Origin of the sequence: Pirellulimonas nuda (assembly GCF_007750855.1) — a bacterium.
Taxonomy (GTDB): domain Bacteria; phylum Planctomycetota; class Planctomycetia; order Pirellulales; family Lacipirellulaceae; genus Pirellulimonas; species Pirellulimonas nuda.
Map to the genome: position 1 here is coordinate 2,030,574 of NZ_CP036291.1, position 21,146 is coordinate 2,051,719.

The 21,146-nt window shown below is 64.4% G+C and carries 19 protein-coding genes; 6 read left to right on the top strand and 13 right to left on the bottom strand.

Annotated features, from left to right (window positions below; all coding sequences use genetic code 11):
* Positions 1-60 precede the first annotated feature (60 nt).
* Both holA and Pla175_RS08470 read right to left on the bottom strand, forming a co-directional pair.
* On the bottom strand, positions 61-1,167 hold the full coding sequence (holA, locus tag Pla175_RS08465; RefSeq protein WP_145283134.1) for a DNA polymerase III subunit delta: 1,107 nt from the start codon (positions 1,165-1,167) through the stop codon (positions 61-63).
* Between the two features lie 99 nt (positions 1,168-1,266).
* Positions 1,267-2,868: a hypothetical protein gene (locus Pla175_RS08470; RefSeq protein WP_145283136.1), complete on the bottom strand. Its 1,602-nt coding sequence runs from the start codon at positions 2,866-2,868 to the stop codon at positions 1,267-1,269.
* Positions 2,869-3,156: 288 nt separating this feature from the next.
* Here Pla175_RS08470 and Pla175_RS08475 point away from each other — a divergent pair, with 288 nt between their 5' ends.
* Together Pla175_RS08475 and clpX are read left to right on the top strand one after the other, a co-directional pair.
* The gene (locus tag Pla175_RS08475) at positions 3,157-3,483 is read left to right on the top strand and encodes a hypothetical protein (protein WP_145283139.1); all 327 of its coding nucleotides are present in this window, start codon (positions 3,157-3,159) and stop codon (positions 3,481-3,483) included.
* A gap of 339 nt (positions 3,484-3,822) precedes the next feature.
* Positions 3,823-5,106 (top strand): ATP-dependent Clp protease ATP-binding subunit ClpX, encoded by a 1,284-nt coding sequence (clpX, locus tag Pla175_RS08480; protein WP_145283141.1) that lies wholly within the window; start codon positions 3,823-3,825, stop codon positions 5,104-5,106.
* Positions 5,107-5,348: 242 nt separating this feature from the next.
* On the opposite strand, the gene Pla175_RS08485 is transcribed toward clpX, so the two are convergent.
* The 5 genes from Pla175_RS08485 to Pla175_RS08505 form a co-directional block, all read right to left on the bottom strand.
* Positions 5,349-6,458 carry a pyridoxal phosphate-dependent aminotransferase gene (locus tag Pla175_RS08485; protein ID WP_145283144.1) on the bottom strand — a complete coding sequence of 370 codons (1,110 nt, stop codon included), beginning with the start codon at positions 6,456-6,458 and terminating at the stop codon, positions 5,349-5,351.
* A gap of 47 nt (positions 6,459-6,505) precedes the next feature.
* Positions 6,506-7,435 carry a DMT family transporter gene (locus Pla175_RS08490; protein ID WP_145283146.1) on the bottom strand — a complete coding sequence of 310 codons (930 nt, stop codon included), beginning with the start codon at positions 7,433-7,435 and terminating at the stop codon, positions 6,506-6,508.
* Positions 7,436-7,573: 138 nt separating this feature from the next.
* Positions 7,574-8,758, bottom strand: a complete 1,185-nt coding sequence (locus tag Pla175_RS08495) for a DUF11 domain-containing protein (RefSeq protein ID WP_197527349.1) — start codon at positions 8,756-8,758, stop codon at positions 7,574-7,576.
* 89 nt (positions 8,759-8,847) lie between these two features.
* A complete protein-coding gene (locus Pla175_RS08500) occupies positions 8,848-9,390 on the bottom strand; it encodes a hypothetical protein (RefSeq protein ID WP_145283151.1) in 543 nt (180 codons plus the stop codon).
* 259 nt (positions 9,391-9,649) lie between these two features.
* On the bottom strand, positions 9,650-11,086 hold the full coding sequence (locus Pla175_RS08505) for a hypothetical protein (protein ID WP_145283153.1): 1,437 nt from the start codon (positions 11,084-11,086) through the stop codon (positions 9,650-9,652).
* 363 nt (positions 11,087-11,449) lie between these two features.
* Between Pla175_RS08505 and Pla175_RS08510 the strand changes: the two genes are divergently transcribed.
* Positions 11,450-12,460 carry a hypothetical protein gene (locus Pla175_RS08510; protein WP_145283155.1) on the top strand — a complete coding sequence of 337 codons (1,011 nt, stop codon included), beginning with the start codon at positions 11,450-11,452 and terminating at the stop codon, positions 12,458-12,460.
* 3 nt (positions 12,461-12,463) lie between these two features.
* Here the strand turns inward: Pla175_RS08510 and pdxA are convergent, their stop codons facing one another.
* The gene (gene pdxA / locus Pla175_RS08515; RefSeq protein ID WP_145283157.1) at positions 12,464-13,483 is read right to left on the bottom strand and encodes a 4-hydroxythreonine-4-phosphate dehydrogenase PdxA; all 1,020 of its coding nucleotides are present in this window, start codon (positions 13,481-13,483) and stop codon (positions 12,464-12,466) included.
* A gap of 626 nt (positions 13,484-14,109) precedes the next feature.
* Here pdxA and Pla175_RS08520 point away from each other — a divergent pair.
* Positions 14,110-15,063: a YheT family hydrolase gene (locus tag Pla175_RS08520; protein ID WP_231954432.1), complete on the top strand. Its 954-nt coding sequence runs from the start codon at positions 14,110-14,112 to the stop codon at positions 15,061-15,063.
* On the opposite strand, the gene Pla175_RS08525 is transcribed toward Pla175_RS08520, so the two are convergent.
* Positions 15,060-16,001 (bottom strand): ZIP family metal transporter, encoded by a 942-nt coding sequence (locus Pla175_RS08525; RefSeq protein ID WP_145283162.1) that lies wholly within the window; start codon positions 15,999-16,001, stop codon positions 15,060-15,062. The two genes, Pla175_RS08520 and Pla175_RS08525, sit on opposite strands and share 4 nt — an antisense overlap.
* 143 nt (positions 16,002-16,144) lie before the next feature.
* On the opposite strand from Pla175_RS08525, the gene dtd reads away from it, so the two are divergent.
* Positions 16,145-16,609 (top strand): D-aminoacyl-tRNA deacylase, encoded by a 465-nt coding sequence (gene dtd, locus Pla175_RS08530; RefSeq protein ID WP_145283164.1) that lies wholly within the window; start codon positions 16,145-16,147, stop codon positions 16,607-16,609.
* Here dtd and Pla175_RS08535 read toward each other — a convergent pair.
* Positions 16,606-17,508, bottom strand: a complete 903-nt coding sequence (locus Pla175_RS08535) for a metal-dependent hydrolase (protein WP_145283166.1) — start codon at positions 17,506-17,508, stop codon at positions 16,606-16,608. The two genes, dtd and Pla175_RS08535, sit on opposite strands and share 4 nt — an antisense overlap.
* A gap of 173 nt (positions 17,509-17,681) precedes the next feature.
* Here Pla175_RS08535 and Pla175_RS08540 point away from each other — a divergent pair, with 173 nt between their 5' ends.
* Complete coding sequence (locus Pla175_RS08540) at positions 17,682-18,479, top strand: CvpA family protein (RefSeq protein WP_145283169.1); 798 nt, start codon at positions 17,682-17,684, stop codon at positions 18,477-18,479.
* A gap of 112 nt (positions 18,480-18,591) precedes the next feature.
* On the opposite strand, the gene Pla175_RS08545 is transcribed toward Pla175_RS08540, so the two are convergent.
* Genes Pla175_RS08545 through Pla175_RS08555 form a run of 3 tightly spaced genes read right to left on the bottom strand, consistent with a single transcriptional unit; the run spans position 18,592 to position 21,026 of the window.
* Complete coding sequence (locus Pla175_RS08545; RefSeq protein WP_145283171.1) at positions 18,592-19,158, bottom strand: M50 family metallopeptidase; 567 nt, start codon at positions 19,156-19,158, stop codon at positions 18,592-18,594.
* The gene (locus tag Pla175_RS08550; protein ID WP_231954276.1) at positions 19,158-20,114 is read right to left on the bottom strand and encodes an acetyl-CoA carboxylase carboxyltransferase subunit alpha; all 957 of its coding nucleotides are present in this window, start codon (positions 20,112-20,114) and stop codon (positions 19,158-19,160) included. Before Pla175_RS08550 ends, Pla175_RS08545 begins: the two co-directional genes overlap by 1 nt.
* 54 nt (positions 20,115-20,168) lie before the next feature.
* A complete protein-coding gene (locus Pla175_RS08555; protein WP_231954436.1) occupies positions 20,169-21,026 on the bottom strand; it encodes a serine/threonine protein kinase in 858 nt (285 codons plus the stop codon).
* Positions 21,027-21,146 lie beyond the last annotated feature (120 nt).

Below are 21,146 nucleotides of genomic sequence, written 5' to 3' on the forward strand. Positions count from 1 at the left end.
CGCCCCCGAGCGGCGGGTTTAGGGGTTCAGGCCGGTCGGGGCAAGAGCGATCGCCCGGCTTCAGCGGCGGCCCGCGGCCCGGGCGTCGGCCTGTTTGGAGAGCTGGACCAGCAGCCGCTCAAGCACGATGCGGGCCTGGTGGGGCTTCGAGCTGTGGTCCTTCATCGCCAGATCGGCTTCCAGCAGCCAACCGGCCAGCCGGGCGCCCCGGTCGCGGCCGATCTGCTTGAGCTGCCGTTCGGCCTTGTCGAGGGCGAACGGGGGCGTCCCCGCCCGCTGGACCGCCTCTCGCAGCGACGCCCGCCGGCCCTGGGATTCCGCTTGCTGGAAGAGCTGCGTCGCGGTGGCGAGCCGGCGGAGCGACGCCGAGGCCTGGGCCAGGATGCCGATCGACGAGTCGCCGGCCATCAGCAGCAGGTCGAGCTGCTTGAGGGCCTCGGCCGCGTCGCCGTCGGCCGCGGCGTCGATCAGGTCCCACGCCTGCCGGGCCCGCCAGCCGCCGACGTGCCGCAGCACGAAGTCGCCGTCGATCGTGGTCACGGGGACCGATTCGCTAGCGGCGACCACCGCGAGCCGAGCGACTTCTTGGTCGTACAATCCGACGCTGAGCGGCAGCAGGTCGACCATGGCGTCGATCGCGGAGTCGGCCAGCGTGACGTGGCGCCGCGACTTGGCCCGCTTCTTCAGCCACCCCCGCAGCTCTTTCAAGAACTTGGTGCGTTCGGCGCCGCGGTCGGGCACGCGGCAGTCGATCGCAAGCCCGCATCCGGCAGCAGCCTTGGCGAGCCGGGTGTTGCTGGGCCACGAGGAGACCTGCAGCACGAGCGTCCCTTCGGATTCTCGGCCGCAGAAGTCTTCCAGGCGGTCGCGGTTGTTGGAGACAAATTTGTCTGCGTCGCGGACCACGGCGACGCTGGACTCGGAGCCGAACAGGCTTACCGAGACGACGGCGTCTTGCACGTCGCGCCACTCGCACGACGGGTCTTCGAACTCTCGCCACGCAAGGCCGTCGCTGTCGCCGCAGAGCCGGGTGCGGAGCTCGCGGATCACCTCGCCCGCCAGGAAGCCCTCGTCGCCGAAGACGGCGACCAGCGTGGGGGGGGCGCCCTCCCGCTGCGCGGAGAGGAATTCGAGCGCCGTTGTCGTGTTGGTAGACGCCTTGGCCATGGGTCCGAGCGTAGCCGATCGCCGCTGCCGCCAACAGCGGATGACGGGCGGCCATCGGCGGACCAGGCCGCCGCCGACACGGGGGCTCGCGCACGTATGCTATCGGGCCGCGGGCCAGGCCGACGGGTCTGCCGCGACCGGGCGGATGCCGCGGATCTGCCCCGAGGCCTCTGGCAGCGAGACCGGGATGGGCTGCGGCGTGACCGCGGCCCGGCGGTTGCCAGCGGCGTCGCGTGCTTCGAGACGGATGAACACCGCGTTGGGGAGGTGGCGTTGGATCTTCCAGGCGAACCGGCCGGTATTCTCCAGGTTTGCGGCGATCGGCGACCACGGCCCGTCGGGCCGGCTGCTGTAAGAGAGGGTGACGGGGCGGTCGGCCAACTGCCGGTCGGACGCCTCCCATCGCAGGATCAGGTGGTCGCCGAAGTAGCCCTCCCCTTGGGCGGCGCCGGTGATGGCGGCCTCGGGCGGGGTGACGTCGACTATGACGCGAACTTCCGGTGCGTCCCCGGGCATGGGCCGGGCGGGGTCGAGCCCGCCGACGCTGTGGACCACGATACGGAACCCGTATTCGCCGGCGCCCGGCGTCTCGACGTGGGCCGGGCTGCGGTTGTCGGAGTCGATGGCGTTCTGGCGCCAGGTCTTCCCGCCGTCTTCGGTGCACCACACCTCGATCCGCTCGACCCCCCAAGGCCCAACGCTGCTGAGGTCGTACTCCAGCGCAAACCGCGGGGTAGCCGAGTAGACGCAGTCGCTCGTTGGCGCGGTTTGTTGGAGCGAAGCAGAGCGGAACGGGCCGCCGCGGGGCGCGGGGGCGCGCGTGGTTTGGATTGGCATGGAGTCACGCTCAGCGGGCCAGGCGTCGGCCGGCGCCGACCGCCAGCCGGAGCTGGTTTCGGCCTCCAGCCGAGGGCCGGGCTGAGCAGTTGCAGACGCGGGCGCGGGCGAGGGCGGCGCCATGGCGTGTGGGGAATCGAACGGGTTGGCGATCATCCCGGCGGGGGATTCGACGCGAGCACGGGCCGGCCAGGCGTCGCTGGGGGGCGGTCCGGAGCTGCTCGCCGCTACCGACTGGAAGGGGGAGCCAGACTCGGCGATCAAGCGGGCATTGAAGACAGCGCCAATGGCGGCGGGGTTGCCTGCGGCGTCGCGGGCCGAAAGGCGGGCCTCAAAATCGCCCGTCATATTGCTGGGAACGCTCGCCCTGACGGTGGCGCCCCCGGCGGTCGGCTGGATGTCGACGGGGAGCGATTGCCAATCGGGGTTGAGCGTCGAGCGGACGGCGATTGTCACCGCGGCACGATCGAGGTTCGGCTCTTCGATCTTGGCCTCAACGGCTACCTGAGCCCCTCGCCGCGACGATTCCAGCTTGCCGAGCCGAGGGATAGACGTGTCTACGACCACCCGCAACTCCGTGACGCAGGCGCCCGCGGGCCACGACCGCCCGTTGCGATCAAGCGTCTTCACGCAGAAGCAGAATTCGCCGTCCGCGGCGGCCCGGTAGACAAAGGACCGCACGTCGGGCCGGGCCCGGGTGACCTCCTGCCAAGTCACGCCGCGGTCGGTGGAGCCGTAGAGCACCACCTCGGTCGCCATGGAGGGGTCGGTTTCTGGACTCCACTGATAGGGGATGACAAATACGTCCTGCCCCCAGTAGACGGCCGCGGGGAGGTCGGTCTCAGCGATCTGTGCGCCGGCCAACCCGCCCGCTCCGCAGCACCAAACAGCGACCACGCCGGCGCAAAAGCGGCGGGAAAATCGCTGTTTGGGCGGTGTCTTGCTGGGCACGGTCGGATTGCGGGCGGGGTAGGGGGCGTGGCGCTATAGAAGACTATCGGAGCCCCGGAGCTCCCCGATCGGCTCCCCGCCCAGTAGTCCGGCGGCGCGAGTTGGCCAAGAACGCACGAAGTTGCGGGCTTTGGCGGTTGGGCAATCGGCGCCTTGATGGACCGCGGCCCGCCGAGGCGTCATAATCAGGAACTCGCAGAGATGGCAGTATCAACCAGTGGTGGTCAGGAGCTTGCCGGTCAGGTGCCGACGATTCTTCCGATAGCACAAACGGCGTCACTCAATGCGCTGGCGCAGGCGGCGTTGTGGTTGGCGCTGATTCTTGCTTTGGCGGGGTCTGGGTTCTGGCTCATGAAAAAGTTGCGCGGTGGTAGCGCTGAGGACACGCCAGAGACGGGCGAGCTGCTGACTAAGTTCCGTGAATTGCATGCACGGGGTGGGCTGAGCGACGAGGAATACCGAACAATTAGGACGCAGCTAGCAACGGAGCTCCGAACGGAGCTAAGGGATAACGACGACGAGGCTTAGGGCGGCCGGCGCAAGACGCTGGCTGAGAATTACGGGGAGCCCCTTCGCTCCGCCCCGAACGCCCGTCGTGTGCGTTGCGTAGATGGAGCCGTACCCTGCTCGAAGAGAGCGTGGACAAGGACGCCCCGCCAGAAGGTGACGAAGCAGACCAACACTCGAATCGGAAACCGTAGAGTTAGCTTGAGGGAGATGGCGCCGGCCAAGACCGCCCGGCGTTTCTCTTGAACCGAAGACGTTGGTGTGTGGATAGCGAGCGGCAATTAAGGAGGACGGGTGTGGCAACCGGCGATGGCGCCGGGTGCGGGCCACACGTCGCATCACGACGGGGAAGGAGAGTTTATGCCCTCTGGAAAAGACATCACTGGAACCCGACGCGCCGGCGCCTCGCGCCGGAACGCTTTTTGTTCCTTCTGCCGTAAGAGCTACCGCGACGTGGGCCCATTGGTCGAAGGACCGGGCGACGTTTATATCTGCGGCGAGTGCATCGAACTGTGCCAGAGCATTCTGGACCAGGAACGCAAACGCCGCGGTTCGAGCAAGCAGCTCTTTACCCGTATCCCAACCCCTCGCGAGATCGTGGCGGAGCTCGACCGCTACGTGATCGCCCAGGAATCCGCCAAGCGGGTGCTCGCGGTGGCGGTTCACAGCCACTACAAGCGGCTCGTGGCTGCCGAGGACGAGGGCGAGGTCGAGATCGACAAGTCCAACATCCTGCTCGTCGGCCCGACCGGCTGCGGCAAGACGTTGCTCGCCAAGACGCTCGCCAAGAGCCTGAACGTGCCGTTCGCCATCGGCGACGCGACCACGCTCACCGAGGCTGGTTACGTGGGCGAGGACGTAGAGAACCTGCTGCTGAAGCTGCTGCACGCCGCGGACTTCGACATCGAAGCGGCCCAGCGGGGCGTGCTCTACATCGACGAGATCGACAAGATCGGCAAGACCAGCCAGAACGTGTCGATCACGCGCGACGTCTCCGGAGAGGGCGTTCAGCAGGCTCTGCTGAAGATGCTTGAAGGGACGACGGCGAACGTGCCGCCGCAAGGGGGACGCAAACACCCCGAGCAGCAGTACATCCAGCTCGACACCACGAACATCCTCTTTATCTGCGGCGGCACATTCGCCGGGGTCGAGGATATCGTGCGGAAACGTCTGGGTAAGCGTTCGATTGGTTTCAGTCAGGACCGCACGCAGTCCGATGAAATCAGCCGGTCGGAAGCGCTGGCGCAGGTGAACTCGGACGACCTCACCGAATTCGGGTTGATCCCGGAGTTGGTGGGCCGGCTCCCGGTAGTCAGCAGCCTTCGGCCGCTGGACGAAGACGCGTTGGTGCGGATCCTTACCGAGCCGGCGAACGCGCTTACCAAGCAGTATCAGCACCTCTTCTCGATGGAAGAGGCCGACCTGCGGTTTACGGACGAGGCGCTGCGAGCGATTGCCCGCAAAGCGCACGAAAGAGAGACAGGAGCACGGGGTCTACGGTCGATCATTGAAACAGTGATGCTCGACATCATGTTCGACCTGCCCGACCAAGCACGCGGCAGTCGTTACCTGGTGACCGACGGCGTTGTGGAAGGACGTGAGCGGCTGTTCTCGCCTCAAGAACCGGAGGCGAAGAGCGCATAGCGGCAAAGACTGACTCCAACGACGAGACTTCATAGAATCAGACCCAGCGTCGCCTACGTTCAATCCCGGGACCCCACCTTTCTTCATTGAAGCGTGGGCCGCCGGAAGTCGAGTAGGCGACGGAGCAGGAATCGGGCCCGGACGGTCATGAGCCGTCCGGGCCCGCTTGCGTTCAAGATTACTGACGCTGGGCTCACTTGGTTGAGCAAACGCGACCCGAGGGCCGCGCCTATTCCTCAGAATCACCGGAGTTTTCCCAGCACCTCCAGCCCGCGGTCGATGGTTTTGATCGGGGCGGCATAGCTGATGCGGAAATGGGTGTCCTTCCCGCTGAAGATCCCGCCGGGGATCACCAGCAGCTCCCGCTCGATGCAGCGCGCCACGAACTCGGTAGCCGTGCCCTTCCCATCCGGGACTTTCGGAAAGGCATAGAAAGCCCCCCCGGGGTCGTTGACCTCATAGCCAAGGTCGCGGAGCCCCGAGACGAGCCGGTTCCGCCGCACTCGGTAGGCGTCGATGTGCTCTTGCATGTCCACGTCCATGGCCGCCGCCGCCCCGTACTGCAGCGGGTGCGGGGCGCAGACGAAGGTGTACTGCTGCAGCATGGTCATCTTCTCGATTAGTTCTGCCGGCCCATGCATAAAGCCGATCCGCCACCCGGTAATTCCGTAAGCCTTGCTAAACGCGTCGGTGACGATGGTTCGGTCGTTCCAGTGCGCGGGGCTGGCGAGCGGCGCGTCGTAGCAGAACCGTCGGTAGATCTCGTCTGAGAGAAGTGCAATGTTTCGCTCGGCCGCCAGCTCCGCAACCGCCCGGGCTTCGGCCTGCGTAGCGACAACGCCGGTAGGGTTCGACGGGCTGTTGAACAAGATGAGTTTGGTGCGTGGCGTAATCGCGGCGCGCAGCTTATCGATATCGATGCGGAATTTTGGGTAGGAATCCACCTTCACGATCTTCCCGCCCACCATCTGTGACAGGGCGGGGTACATCACAAAGTACGGGTCGAGGCAGATTACCTCGTCGCCGGGATCCACGAGAGCGAGCATCGCCAACACCAAGGCGCCGCTGGTGCCGCTGGTGACGAGCACGCGTCGGTCGGCATGGCCCAGTTGTTGATCGACCTCCGCTTGCAGCTTGTCCCGCAGGCAACCCATTCCCTGCGTCAGGCTGTACCCATTGCGGTCCTCACGGATCGCGGCAATCGCGGCCTCTTTGACCGCGTCGGGCACCGGGAAGTCTGGCTGCCCGATAGAGAGGTTGATTGGGTTTCGCATCTTGGCGGCAAGGTCGAATACCTTGCGGATGCCAGAGCTGTCGACGTACTGGGTGCGTTGGGCGATCCAGGGATGCATCGAAAAAACCGTCTGGGAGTGCAATGGATGTCAGAGCTTTGACTCGGCTATCTTACGCGTGGAAGCCGCTCCGATAAATCGCCTGTTTGCTCCAACCGTTGGGTCGCGCCGACCATCCCGTATTGCACCAGAGCGACCATCGAAAGCACGCCGAAAATCGACACCATCTGATAGAGAGTGATCTTCTCGCGGTCGAATGCGCCCCACAACACCGCCACCAGCGGGACCACGTAGGTCGTCATCCCCGCGAACAGCGGGCCATGCTGTTGCACCAAGCCGACGAACAGCCACATGGTGACCCCTGTGCCCAGAACGCCCAGCACGGCGACCGCGGCAAGCGAGGCGACCCACTGTTCGGGGTGCTCAGGCCGTGGCCAGGGCATCTTGGGCTCCGCAGCAGCGAACGGGACGAGCATGGCGGCCGACATGACCATCATGCCCGAGGTGACGGAGAGCGATGGCAGGTCCGCCAGCGTCCTCTTGAGGTAGGTATTGGCGGTAGCGTAGCAACAGGGAATCGAGACGCCCAACAGCAGCACCCACCATTCCATCGACCTATCAATCCCGTCAAAGACCAGGAGGGCGAGGAACCCAAAACCTCCTAGGACGCCGAGCAACTGTCGGGAGGATGGCCAGACCCCGAGCATAGGAATGGAGACCGCGATCGTCGCTAGCGGCGTCAAGGATACCAGGGCGCCAAAGAAACTGTGGTTGTGCGCCCTCGCGATCAGCAGGGGCTGGATAGCGTACGGGTACGCAGTGGCCAGCAACGCCACCCAGGCGAGCGCGGGCCAGCGGTGGCGAGGCACGACCTCGCGGCTAGATCTCATCCACCAGAGCGGGACCAGCACCGCCGCAGCGCCAATCACCCGCCCCAAGCCGATGACCATGGGGCCAAGTGCCATTTTTGCTTCGGACATCAAGATGAAGTTTGATCCGAAGAGCAGGCAGATCGCGGCGAACGAAAGGTAGGGCATCGGGCGTGGAAGGGGAGGGGGGAGCGGATCGCGTGTTGTAGTACACGCTGGCGCCGAAAGCCACTCTCTCCCGCTTGTCCCACTCAGAAGAAGAACGCTCGCCGGGCATGCTCCTCGGCGAGCCGATGGCCGAAGCCACTAACGAACGCGCGCTTTGAACTGGAGGACGCCACCCTTGCCAGCTTCGAGTGGGTCTTTGATCTCCCACCGAAGGACGAGCGATCCCTGGCCGTTCTCGCTGGTCGAGAAGCCCGCTGCAATGCTCGACGAGGCGGAGTCCGGCACGTACTCGAGCCGGGTAGCAAGATTGTCAACGATGGTCACGTTGCCTATCGTCTGACCGCCCACATTGTCGAACCGCAGCGTAAACTCGACGATCTCGCCCGGCTTGGCGTGGTCTGTCGAGGCGAGTTTGATAAGTCGCAAGCAGGGTTCGGGCTCCTCGAGGCCGTACAGAACGCCTGGCTGGAGCGCCGACGTGAACGCCTGAACCGACTTCCCGCCGATGGTTACCTGGACGGCCTGATCGCCGGTCCAGGTCAGTGCGGCAAGCGCGCTCTTGGCAAGCCAAGGCTTCTCCGCATTGTCGACCAAACCGAGTTTCACGACTTGGACGTTGCAGTAGGGCTTGATCATGTCGCGCACTTCGCGGATGACAACCCTGGCTTCCATCTCGCCGGCTTGTTGGCGCTGGAGCAGCAGCCCTGGTGGCAGCTCGCCGATCTTGGCGATCGGCTGCAAGTTCTGCAGCGTTGTGCTGGGTTCTAGCACGTCGTCGGCTCGGACCGGCTGAATGTCTTCAACCATGGCGCCAAGCCGGATACGCTGCTCGTCCTCCACGAGTGAGACTACACGACGCACCGCACCGAAACGTGGTGCGTAGATGCAAACCCGGTTGCTTGGCTCCACTAGCACCTGGCCGTCCAGTGTGTCGTAGTGGGCAACTGTGTCCTGCTGCCCCAGGCCGTCGATGGTCCAATCGGCACGCACGCCGACCTCCGGGCCGTAATCGCCGCCGTCGCAGATGATCTCGTCGCTGGGAGTTGGTCCGTTGCATGGGGCGCACGGTGCGCAAGAAGGGCAGCAGCCGTTGCCGAACGAGCCGGTCGGGCAGGCAGCGGGGGCTTCGCACCCACCGATGCAATCACTCGGAGACGACTCGATATAAGCTGCCTGGGCTACGGTGTTCTGCGTGGTTGCATAGTCCACGTTGCCGCGGGGAGGCGACGCGTTCCGCGACGCGGCGAGCCGGTTATCGGATCCGGGATGCTGATCGAGCGCGAACCGCGACGACTGACAGGCGGAAAGCATCGCCACGGCCACCGCTAAGATCGCCCAACGAAACCATTGGGGCAGGGCGGGGCAGGGGGGTGCGGGCGGAATGGAGTCCGATCGGCTCATGCTGGGCGGGCTCATTCGCGGTAGGTCTGCGGGAGGTTGTCGTACAGCTCGATCGGCGGGCTGCCGTACGAGAAGACGCCGTCGGGCGACATCTCGGGCGGCCGGCGGGCGCCGATCCGGACGATTGCTATGGGGCGACCCAGCATGTCAGCGGTGACGAGAGGGTCTTCGCCTTGCCGAGCCTCGAACCAGTGGACGCCTTCTTTCTGTTCGACGGGAAGTGCTTGAGCAGGGTCCTCGACATACACCACTCGGGTCACGAACGACCCCTGAGCGGCAAACTGAAGGTCTTCCTTGGTGAGCTCGATCGGCACCGGAAAAGACAGCATCTTGCCCGCGGGCGGGTAGAGCCGATCGATCAGCTCAACCGTTGGGTAGACCTCTGTCTCTTCGTAGTTCGGCACCCCCGTCACGCGCAGGCGGTAGACCATCGCTAGCCGCATGCCTACCACTTGGCTGGGAGAGTGAGGCTCGGCGAACCCTCCGCCGGTGACGACCGATACCGCGGCCCCCTCGGGCACCGATATCTCGACGGGCTGAGTGTAACAAGACAACGGTCCGCCCCTCAGCAGCCGCTGGCCGCCAATCGCTCCCGGAGGCATGACGCCGGCGTGCAGCCAATGCGCCTGGGGTTGCTGAGCCAGGACACGGTGTCCCGGCAACGCAAGCGCCCACACTGCCAATAGAATCCAGCCGGCGGCTGATGTCCGCCTGAAGGCGGAGATCCTGAGGGTGCGGACCGTTGTCATAGTTCGAAGACGCAGTAAGTGATTACGAAGTCTCGAGATCGTTCAACCTCGTCGGCTCTTCTCGCTATTCACACTGGGCGCCGCTGGGGGCGAAACACTCTTCCCCACCACCGCCGGCATGGGCGTTGACCGCAGCGGCTACAGCACTCCGGCCGAGAGGAGCGACGGTGCCGCCGAACAGCTTGAACGGAGCACGGTGTGCTTCGTTGACGTGGACGTGGTTGACCGGCGCCGGGTAGTTCATTCCGGGACGCTGCTTGACCGTGACCTGAACCTTTGGTGTCGGCGGCGGCAGGCAAACCCGCGTGCGATTGACCATGGTGTGGTTCCGCAGACCGGCGGGCACGCCCAACGGGATGTGCGGCGGGCCCGGGATGCCGATCGGCGTACCGGTAATCGGCATGCCGTATTGCGGACCGTAGTTCGGAACCATGTGCGGCGGCACCGCGTTCGGGGCGAATCCGGCGGTCGGCGCCCCCATCGGCATCGGTCCGCCGGCGTAGCCTCCGGGCGCCTGTCCCGTGTAGGCGTTGCTTCCCTCACACGCAGGGGCCTGATAGCCGTTGCCGTTGTACATCTCTTCTTCGTACGCCGGCCCGGGGTACGCCTCACCCTCGATCACCATTTGGGCTTGGTCGACTTGTGGGCCGTACGAAGCGGGGAAAACCTGCCCCATCCGGCTCATGCCGCGGCCAGACTCGAGGTCCTTGTTGCCGATCCGGACGATTGCCAAGATCGAACCCCGACGATCGGCTTCGGCGATCGGGTCGCAGCCCGGATCGAGTCGGGTGCTGACCAACGTTTCGACGCCGGCCAAGGCGAGCTCTTGGAACTCAGGGTCCGGAAGGTAGATGACCTTGGTGACAAAGTTGCCACTGATCACCTGATCGAAGTCTTCTTCGGTGAACTGAATGGGGATAGGAGCGTGTGCCAGATACGCGTCCGTGCGGGGCGTCACTGGGGCTACTTCGAGTGTGGGATAGAGCGTCACGACCTCGTGACCGGGGATGTTCGTCAGCCGAAGGCGGTAGATGGCGCCTTGGGCAAAGTCCTGCCGCCCGGGCACCACCAACGGAGATGAATCGAACATGCCGGGAGCGGAAAGGTCCCACTGGACCTGCAATCCGGCCTCGCCAATAAAGGCGATCTGTGAGGTCGTCGGCGGGCCACCCATACAACCGGCGCCGGCCATGCCGCCATCAGCAGGGCACGAACCGCCGCTACAGCCGCCGTCGAAGCAGCCGCACTGCATGATGTCACCGCCGGCGGCCATGGGGCCTTGAGCCTGCATGAAGTTCTGCTCCTGGTCGGCGGCGCACCCCTGACCATAACTTGGGCAGGCGCCGCCGCTGCCGCCGCCGGGGCCGTAGGGGCGCTGCCCCATGGAGGGGTCGGCCCCCATCGTCATCTGATTCCCAACCGGGATCACGCCAGGGCCGGGCCCCCCAACTCCAGGGCCGGGGTGCATCAGCCGCTCCGACGGAGGGAGGTTGTAGGCCATGCGCCCCTGCCCTTGGCAACCAACGGCGGCTGCTGAGGCAATGACCAGACTGCTAAACAGCCATTTGCGAACGTGCATCGGTTCCCCCTAGTCGAATGTCCCGGCAGCATGGCGACCGCATCGGTCGCTTGACTGTTTTCGTAAGGCCGTCTCCACGGCCCGTGATCCTTACGCCGAACCCTGCAAGGCGCTGGTTGTCGCCGCTCAATGAAACGGCATCGACCCGAGCGAGTGAGACGGCCTAGAATCGCGGCCGCCTGAGCCGCCACGCCTAGCCGTCGCCGCTCGACTGCGGCGCCCCTGCGAAAGTAATGGTCGGCCTTACGCGAGACCGATCTTTCGCAAAACCGTCAGAACCGGACTATGAAGAGCATCTTGCGCAACCTCACACGGGCGATGTGGTGCGTGGCCGCTGGCGCCGCCGCCTACTACGCGCAGGACGCCTGGCGTGCCAAACACAGCAGCCGTTCTGCTACGCACGGCGGCGCCGTCCCGGTGTTGACGACCATCGACACCATTACGGGCGATCAACTGCTAGCAGCGGCCCAACTGGCAGTCGATCAGCCGACCACCTTGGTCGCTGACATAGAACAGACGGGCTTGGTAGCAGAGCAATCGGTGTCGCTATCTGGGCAGTACCAGCAGCAGGGCAGGGGGGAGAGTCGCCGGTTCTGCTGGACGCTTCGGGGCCGAGTCGGCCGCGGATCGGTGCGTCTCTGGCAGGTGTCTGCGCAGGATATCCTCTGGACCGACTTGGCTTGGGACACCGATGGACCCAACGCCCGCCGCTCTGTGGAACGCATCGACCTCGCACGACTACGAGCGGAAGTCGCCCCGTCGGGCGATCTGGAGAACATCGATCCGGGTCAGGCACGCGCCGCGTTCGCGCGCCCAGAATTATGGCCCACGCAAGGGGGATTGCCTGCCCTACTAGTCGCGCTCGGCCAGACGTTCAAATTCAACGCGCCGGCGCTCATGCGCATGCGAGACCGCCCGGTTTACGCGTTAATCGGGCGGAGTTCCCTGCCGGCGGACGGAGCGTACTCCGTAGTTCCCGACCATGTGCTCTTGGTGGTAGACGCGACGCTGAGGATGCCCATCCTGGTGGAATACCGCGCGTCGGACGATCCGCTGGCCGACTCGGCGCTCGCAGACTCTCAAAGGCTAATTGAGAGCGAACGTCCACTGTTCAGGATTCGCATCCTCAATCCGCGCCCCGATGCACCGGTCGACGCAGACCGTTTCGCCTATACGCCCCCCCCCGACGTCGCCTGGACCGACCGGACCGACGCCAGGCTCCGCAACCTTAGGCAGGCTGTCAGGCCGAGGGCGGAGGCGACAACGCGACCCCCGGCCGACTCCGTGTCCCGCTGACGCCTAGCGTGTGGCTGCTAGCAGTGCTGCGGTGCGGGCCGCGGCGATGAGACCCGCCGGTTCTGCTTGACCTTTCCAGGCTAGGTCGGGCGCGGTGCCGTGGGCGACGCTCGTGCGGACAATAGGGAGCCCCAGCGTAATATTCACGGCAGCGTGCATACCCAAGAGTTTCAGAGCGATATGCCCTTGGTCGTGGTACATCGCCACAACCGCGTCGAACTCGCCGTGCCGTGCCCGCATCATCAGTGTGTCGGTCGGGTACGGCCCGCTGACGAGCAAGCCCTCTGCACGCACGCAAGCCACCGCCGGGGCAATGACGCGGGATTCTTCATCGCCAAACAGACCAGACTCACCCCCGTGCGGATTAAGGGCGGCTACGGCGACCCGCGGCTGAGCGGCGCCAAGCCGCTGCAGGGCTCGGTGCGCGAGCCGACATTTCGCGGCGATGGCATCGATTGAAAGCAGATCGGGCACGCTCCGCAGCGACGTGTGCAGCGTCACGTGCACCACCCCAAGGCCAAAGGCGCCTTCGATCTGCTCTCCGGGAGGGAGGTAGAGCATCATGGCAAAGTCTTGCACGCCGCATAGTTCCGCCAGCAGCTCCGTATGCCCCGGGTAGATCTTGCCGGCCGCGTGCAGGGCCGCCTTGCTTAGCGGCGCGGTGACGATCGCGTCGCACGCATTTTGCAACGCGTGTTCCACCGCCGCTGTCACGGCGCCAAAGGCAACTTCTCCGCCGATCGCAGTGATCTGGCCCGGGGTAGGGCGGAGGTCGTTCGGCCCAACGGCCAAGCAGGGCATCCGGTCGGGGCGGCTGCGAGCGTATCCGTCAGAGAGTACCGCCGTCTCCTCTACCTCGACGGGCGCGTCGAGCAGCTTCACTGCCTGCCGAAGGACTCCTGGCGGGCCGACCGCCACGGGGAGACATGAAGTGTGCAGACGTTCATCGGACCATGCGGCGGCAATCACCTCTGGTCCAATGCCATTGGGATCTCCTGCGGTGATCAGTATCCTCGGTCGCATGGGCAGGATCCCAGAGATCGTGTAGCGGTGAAATAGCCAGGCCGAAGGGGAAGACTTTGCTTCGGAAGATCCGATCTAACTGTTATACGTCTTTCACTACGCGCGGGCGGACCTTGCTGGATGCCCGATACGAACGCTCAAAACAGCCGAAAAATGGGTGTTTTGGGCGGCGGGCGGAGGCCTGGCAGGTTGTGTTGACAGGAGGCCGTGACAGGGCAATTTAGGCAAGTATACTGGGATTGAGCGTTTTCCAGCATTCCCTTAGCTTGTTCTCAGGTTCGGCGCCGATGGCCAAAGCGATGACGATCGGCGGTATGGTCGTCGCGGGGCTCCTGGCTTTGGTCTTTGGATTGGACCTGATACTGGGCGTCCCGTTTGACGGCGCTAGCACCTGGATGGACATAGGATTCTTGCTTTGTGGTCTAATACTAGGCTACATGAGCTGGAACGCCTTCAAAGGCGCCAAGTAGACGCTCCCTGCACCCGAGCCCACCAGTTGGCGGTTCGTACGCCGGGTCCTTCAATGAGATGAACGGCGTGCACCTCGGATGCCAGGGATTGGTACCATGCAGAACTTCCGGCCCCACCCCCTCTTGCGAGGGGGGCATGCGCAAACGCTTGCCGGGATGTGCCTCTCCTACCCGTACCGCGATTACTCGGCCGTTCAGCAGCTGGTGAGCCTCGATGACGGTGATCGTCTCGTGTTGCACGACGATTGTCCCGATGATTGGCGCCCTGGACAACGCGTAGCGGTTCTCGTGCACGGGCTCGGCGGCACTCATAATAGCCCCTACGTCCGACGCTTGGCGGAGAAGCTCAACGATTTAGGAACGCGGACGTTTCGACTTGATCTTCGCGGGTGTGGCGTAGGCGAAGACCACTCTCGCGGCGGAGCACACGGCGCCAGTTGGCCCGATCTTGCGGCGGCGGTCGAGCACGTCGCGGTCTTGTGCCCAGACTCGCCGACCGCGCTCGTCGGCTACTCGCTGGGAGGAGCGCTCGCTCTGAACTTGGCGGGAGAACTTGGGTCCGGAAAGTGCGGCAACCTGACCTCGGTGTTCGCCGTTTGCCCTCCGCTCGATTTGCTGTCGCTGGGGCGTCGGTTCCGCGGGTTCCCCGCCCGAATCTATGATCGCCATTTCTGCGATATGATGTGGCGACACATCACGCGTCGGGTCGAATCGATGGCTAACCCGCCCGTAATTGACCTCACGCGCAGACCGCGGACGCTGAGGAAGCTAGACGAATGGGTAATCGCGCCGTTCCACGGCTATGCGGACGTGCTGGAGTACTATTCTCACGCCAATGCGGGGCCCCGGTTGGCATCGATCAACATCCCGACCAGGATTGTGTTGGCGGCCGACGACCCGGTGATCCCGATCGAGCCCCTCGAGCACTATCCACGTAGCTCCCACGTTGAGGCCTTTATTACGCCAAGCGGCGGGCACGTTGGCTTCGTCGGCCGACCCGGCGAGGACGCCGACACGCGTTGGATCGACTGGCGCGTCGCCGAGTGGATGATGGACCAGCCAGAGTGGGCGGTAGGCGGGGTCACGAACACTCTCGTGGCCGTTGGCTAACGCCCGGCTGGCAATCGATCCGGGGCGGCCGCCGTTGGCGGATGCCTATGTGCCAGCGTTTCGACCCGCGCCGCTGCGATTGCGATGCCAAGCCCTAAGAGCAGCGCGGCGGACAGCTTGAGTCGGTCGTGGTGATGAAACTGCAGTTCAGGGAGCAGGTCGCTCATTGAGATGCACAAGAACATCCCCGCGGCGAAGGCGAGCGAATAACTCACGCCCAAGCCCGATTCATCAGCCCCCAGCGGGGCGCCGACATAGAAAATGGCGACGCCAAGCGGGATCGACAGCGCGAACGCCCCGTTTGCAATCGCCCGCCACGCAGGCGAATAGCCCCCCTTGGCCATCAGCGTGCTGATGGTCATCGAATCAAACGGCTTGTGCAAGAAGATCGCTAGAAAGGCGCCGACCCCCGGAAGCGAGCTTACCGAGGCTTCGTGAGCCACGCTGGCGGCGAGGCCGATGCCGGCGACGATGCTGTGAACCGCCAGCCCAAACGATGCGCCGGTCCAGGAGATATCATGCACATGGTCGGTGTGAGCGTGATCGTGCGAGTCACACTCGAAACGGTCCGTCGCCCCGCCTGCTTGATCGGGCGCGTCCGACGGGACATCGTGGTGGTGGAAGCAGAAGAACCGCTCAACGAAGAACATCGCCAAGAATCCTAGAAGACACACTCCGAACACCATCGAGATGCCGGTGATCGGGGAAGCGGTGGGGGCGGCGGTCGGATCTGCCTGCTGAGAGGCCACTTGCACCGCGATTAGCACCGCGTGTGGCAACAGGTGCAACAGGGCGACGCCCAGCATCACGCCGGCGACGCAGCTCACCGCGCACTCCATCCATTGATGCGTCAAACGCAGCCACGTGGGGAGCATGCCACCGAGGACGCTGATCGCCACGATCAGGACACAGTAGTACATCAAGACAACGGCGGGCACGGCAAGCGCGGGGCAGGGGAGGGCAGGGGGGTATGCTTCAAGCCCACTAGTATTGAGCCGCGGCGGAAAAGCCGCAATCGTCGGCAGTTGATTCAACCACGTCCTGGCACTCGAGTCCCGCCTTCAAATACCAGGAAAATGCGATGCGAAGCGTCATTCAGCGTGTGAGCGAGGCCCGCGTGACGGTAGACGACCAGGTCGTAGGTCAGGTCGGCGCTGGGCTGCTTGTGCTGCTGGGAGTTGGCCCAGACGACGGCGAAAGCCAGGTCGAGTGGATGGCGGAGAAGCTGGTCGGGCTGCGCGTTTTCGAGGATGAGCACGGGAAGATGAATCGATCCCTGCTCGACGTACGAGGCGCGATGCTCATCGTGAGCCAATTCACGCTGCTTGGCGATTGTCGCAAGGGGCGCCGGCCAAGCTTCGTCAATGCCGCGCCGCCGGAGCTGGCCGAGAGGCTCTATGACAGTTTCGTGCGGGCGGTCGGTCGACGGGGCGTTGAGACGGCCGCGGGAAAATTCCGCCGCCAGATGCAAGTCGCTTTGGTGAACGACGGTCCCGTGACGCTGATAGTCGACTCGCCAGAACCTGGCGGGGCGGGCGACGATTAGCGGGGCCAATCGCCCCAGTTGTTTTGAGCCGGCGGCGCAACCGCGTTGGGGGCGAAGCCGGGCGGTGGGGGCGAGAATCCCCCCGTGCTCCCTTGCGGGGCCCAACCCTGCGGATTGGCGGGGGGGTAGTAAGTTGCCGCGGCCCCTGGGGGCGCCACGGAGGGTTGAGTCGCCACGCCATCGCTAGGGTCGCGCCCATTGAAGCCCAGGTCCTCTCGGTATTCGCGGATCCGGTTGGCCAAACGAGGATTACGCATCTCGATTCTCTGAAGCACCATCGGCTCGCTGAGAATCGCGAGGAACACCGCGACAAGTTTGGCGTAGGTCGAGAAGTTCGCCCAACTGTCATTGCCCCAGAACTTTACGGCGGTGCCGAACGACTTCTTCAACTTGGGACGGATCCCTCGCATATCAACGCTATACACCTCGTCGAGCACCAAGTGGCTGATGACGCCGATGAAGACGCCAAAGGCCTTGAAGTAGCGCATCTGAAGGTCGGTGGCGCCGGCGATTAGGAACGCCAGGCCTGCGAAAATGAGCGCGGCCGGGATGCTGTGAAACATGCCGCGATGGACGCTCCAGCGACCGATGAGTCGCGCGCCAACGAAGCGGATCCCGACGTAAAGTACCGCAGCAAAGAGCACCATGCAGTCGTGCGACAGCTCGAGTTGCCGAAACCGATCGACAAGCAGCATCGGCACGATGGCTGCGGCGAAGCTCATCGCCTCGCGCCGCGGCCGACCGGAGTCGCTATCGATGTCCGGCAGCATCCCGCTTACGCCGCAGAGGCCACCCGCAACAAAGGCGGTCGCAGGCGGGACACCGGTCATCAGTCCAGCCGCGGTGTAGCCACAGCCTAGTACGCCGCTGAACGTGACGTGTGTCTTGAAGTCTGCCATGTCGGACGAGGCGGGGTCTAAGAGTTGCTTTGCGGGTGCGCCGGCGGAAGGCTACGCACTTCCGCAGATCCGCGTAAGACGAGTGCCGGAGCGGGGGCGATAGCTGATAGCGTTCGGGCCCCCTGCCCGGCCAAACTTCTATTCGCGTCGCTTTGCGTCCCCCCTATACTTCCATGCACCGTTCGATTTCCGCTGGCCTCCAACCCTGCCGACGCGGCCGATTTGCGATGCAGCCCTACGACTACTTGATGCTCATGGTTCTGGCCGGGCTGACGCTCTATGGATACTCCAAGGGGATGGCCTGGCAGGTCGCGTACTTGGCGTCGCTGGTCGTCAGCTACTTCGTCGCCGTCAAGTTTGCCGACCAGATCAAGCCGCTGTTTGGCGACTCCGAACCGTTCAACAAGTTCTTGGCGATGCTGGCGATCTACATCGCCACGAGCCTGGGGATCTGGATCCTCTTCCGCTACGTCCGCGGGATCATCGATCGGGTTCGCCTGGAGAGCTTCGATCATCAGATGGGCGCCATTATCGGGTTCGGTCGCGGCGTGCTGTGGTGCGTCGGTCTGACGTTCTTTGCCGTTGGGTTGCTTCCTCAGACGCAGAAGCAGCAGATCATCGAGTCCCACAGCGGACGGTACATCGCCGTGCTGCTGGATCGCACCGACTCGATGGTGCCTCCGGAGATCCACCAAGTAATCGGACCGGTCATTCATACGATCGAACAGCGGCTCGATCCAAACGCGGTCGGACACGGCGTGGCCGCCGATCAAACGCCCGCCGGCGCCGGATTCGGCTGGCCGACCTCGGCGGCCCAACCGACCAACCAGCCAGCTCCGGCTGCGGCGTCGCAACCCGGCGGGCCGTTCGGCTGGCCATCCTCACAGCCACCGCAGGGGGGGGGATCCGGCAACAACTTCGGATGGCCCTCGGCCCAGCAGAACCCCGGTGGAAGCTGGCCGAATCAATGAGACCGGGGAGCCCGTGGGCCGCGGCGAGGGCCCGATGAGAATGGCTTCTCAACGCAGAAACAGGCCCAAAAACGGACATAACAGAGATTATCGGACGTTAGCGACAGCCGCCCTAACAGACCAAGCTCGCCACGATCGACTGGCCGACGCACCAAGCGACTAGCCACCACCACCAGAACGCGACCTCATCGAGTCCCACATCTCGATCGCGAATATCTTTGTAGAAGCGGACGCTCGCCGAGCGAGCTCGAACGTATCCGATCACCGCTACGGCGGCGCCGATCGCGATCAGCATAGGCAGCGGCCAGCCCAGCGCGACCAGCTGCTCCGTGTCCGTCAGGGGCGTGCCGCCACCCACGGCAAGATAGACGCCGCCGGCGAGCAGACAGAAGCCGGCCCAGAATTCGGCGACCAAGCCGATCCGCATCCAACAAATCGGTCGCAGCGCCAGCGCGATCTGCGGCGTCAGCCAGCCGACAATGATCCCCGACCAAACGACTGCGGTCGGCCAAGGGTTGGGGAGAACCAGCGTGTGCGACAGACGGCCCGGCCGGAGCTCAACGTGCGCTATGCGGCCGCCGGTCAGCCAGCCAGCGACGACGTGCCCCAGTTCGTGGACGAACATCATCGCGAGCCAGCACCAGGCCGCTGCCGGGACGGCCAGCAATAAGCGACGCACTACGCGCCCTCAAAGAATTGACCCATCTTGCGGAACTTGTCGTACCGCTGCTGCAGGAGCTGATCGGTCGGCAACTCGCCCAGCTCTTTCAGGCAACGCGCCAGATACATCTTCAGCCGGCCGGCCATCTGGTAGTGATCGCGGTGCGCGCCGCCCACAGGCTCCTCGATGATGTCGTCGACCACTCCGAATCCCTTCAGGTGCTTGGAGGTCAGCCGTAGCGCCCGGGCGGCGCGGTCGGCGAAGTCGTGGCTCTTCCAAAGGATCCCGGCGCAGCCCTCGGGGCTGATTACGGAATAGTATGCGTGCTCCAGCATGGCGACGCGGTCGCCGACGCCGATGCCCAACGCGCCCCCAGATCCGCCTTCGCCGATGACGACGCAGATGATCGGCGTCGGAAGCCGCGACATCTCCAGCATGCTCTCCGCGATAACCTGGGCTTGGCCGCGCTCCTCGGCGCCGATCCCCGGATAGGCGCCCGGCGTGTCGATCAAGCAGATGATGGGCAGCCCGTACTTGGCCGCCATCCGCATCTTGCCCATCGCCTTGCGGTAACCCTCCGGGTGGGCGCAACCAAAGAAGCACTCGGTCCGCTCTTTAAAGGTCTTGCCCTTGTGGTGCCCGACGAGCATCACCTTGTATTGGTCGAGTTTCGCGAATCCTGTCCGCAAGGCGCGGTCGTCCCCAAAGAACTTGTCGCCGTGCAGCTCAACAAACTCGTCAAACGCGAGGTCGACATAGTCTGTGAACTTAGGACGATCGGACAGACGGGCGACGCGGACGGTGTCCCAGGGGTCGAGATCGCCGTAGACGCGGCGGGTCGACTCCATGAGCTGCTTGCGCAGCTCGCGCACGCGCTCGCGATCTGCCGGCGATTTGTCCTGCTTGTGTTCGACTTCTGCGATCTGCGCTTCGAGTTGCTGGATGGGCAACTCGAACTCGAGCTGTAGCGTCATGTTGGCCATGATTGCACCTCGTATTGTTTCGGCGTCTTCCGCCTCGCTTTGGTCCTACTCTTCTTCGGCAGCGTCGACTTCGGGGTCGTCGCTGGGGGGGGAAGGCGGTGTGATGAACATCCGCTGCGTCTTGATGGCGAGCATCACTTCGGTCATGGTCTCCGGACGATCTGACGGGTCTTTGGAGATCATCCGATGCACAAGCGACGCCATGTCTGGGTGGACGTTGCGCTCCAGCGTTGTGATCTGCATGGGCTTTGTCTTGATGTGCTTCTGCAGCAACTCTTGCGAGCTGTTGGCCGTAAACGGCAGCTTGCCCGATAGCATCTCGTACATCATGCAGCCGAAGCTGTAGATGTCGCCTCGCGGGTCGGGCCCTTGGCCGCGGATTTGTTCGGGAGACATGTAGCTGTACGTCCCCTGAACGGCGGTCCTCCCGAACGAGAATCGCCCGGCGGGCTTCTTGGCGATGGTGAAGTCGATCAGCCTTACCTCGTTGTCGTCCGATAGCAGGTAGTTGTCTGGCTTCACGTCGCGGTGGATCCACCCCTTTTGGTGCATGTGCGCCAGCCCCGCGGCCGCCGGCAGGAGGATTTCCTTGAGGCGGTAGTGCAGCCGGTGCGCCCCGGCGACCAACTGCTGCTTGATATTGAGCGTCTTGAACAGCTCCATCCGCAGGTAGGCGCCGTTGTTAGTGGTTCCGTAGTCGTAGGTCTTGATGATGCTGGGATGGTCGAGGTCCCTGCCGACGTTGTGCTCGTGCTTCAGCTCGGCCACCGCGCTACGGGTGTGCTTCGGACCGGGCGGCAGCCATTTGATGGCGAACGCCTCGGTGCCGGATATCGGTCGGACGGCCCAAATCTCATATACGGCCCCACTCCGGATGAGGTGGAACAGCCGGTAGTCGCCCACAAATTGCTGCGAAGTGGCCAAAGGCCCGCCCCCTACGCACGTGCTGAAAGTCGTTGTCGCTACAGACGTTACAGTTTAGCGTGCCGGGGACGACCTCGGAAGAGCGACGGCTTTTGCCGG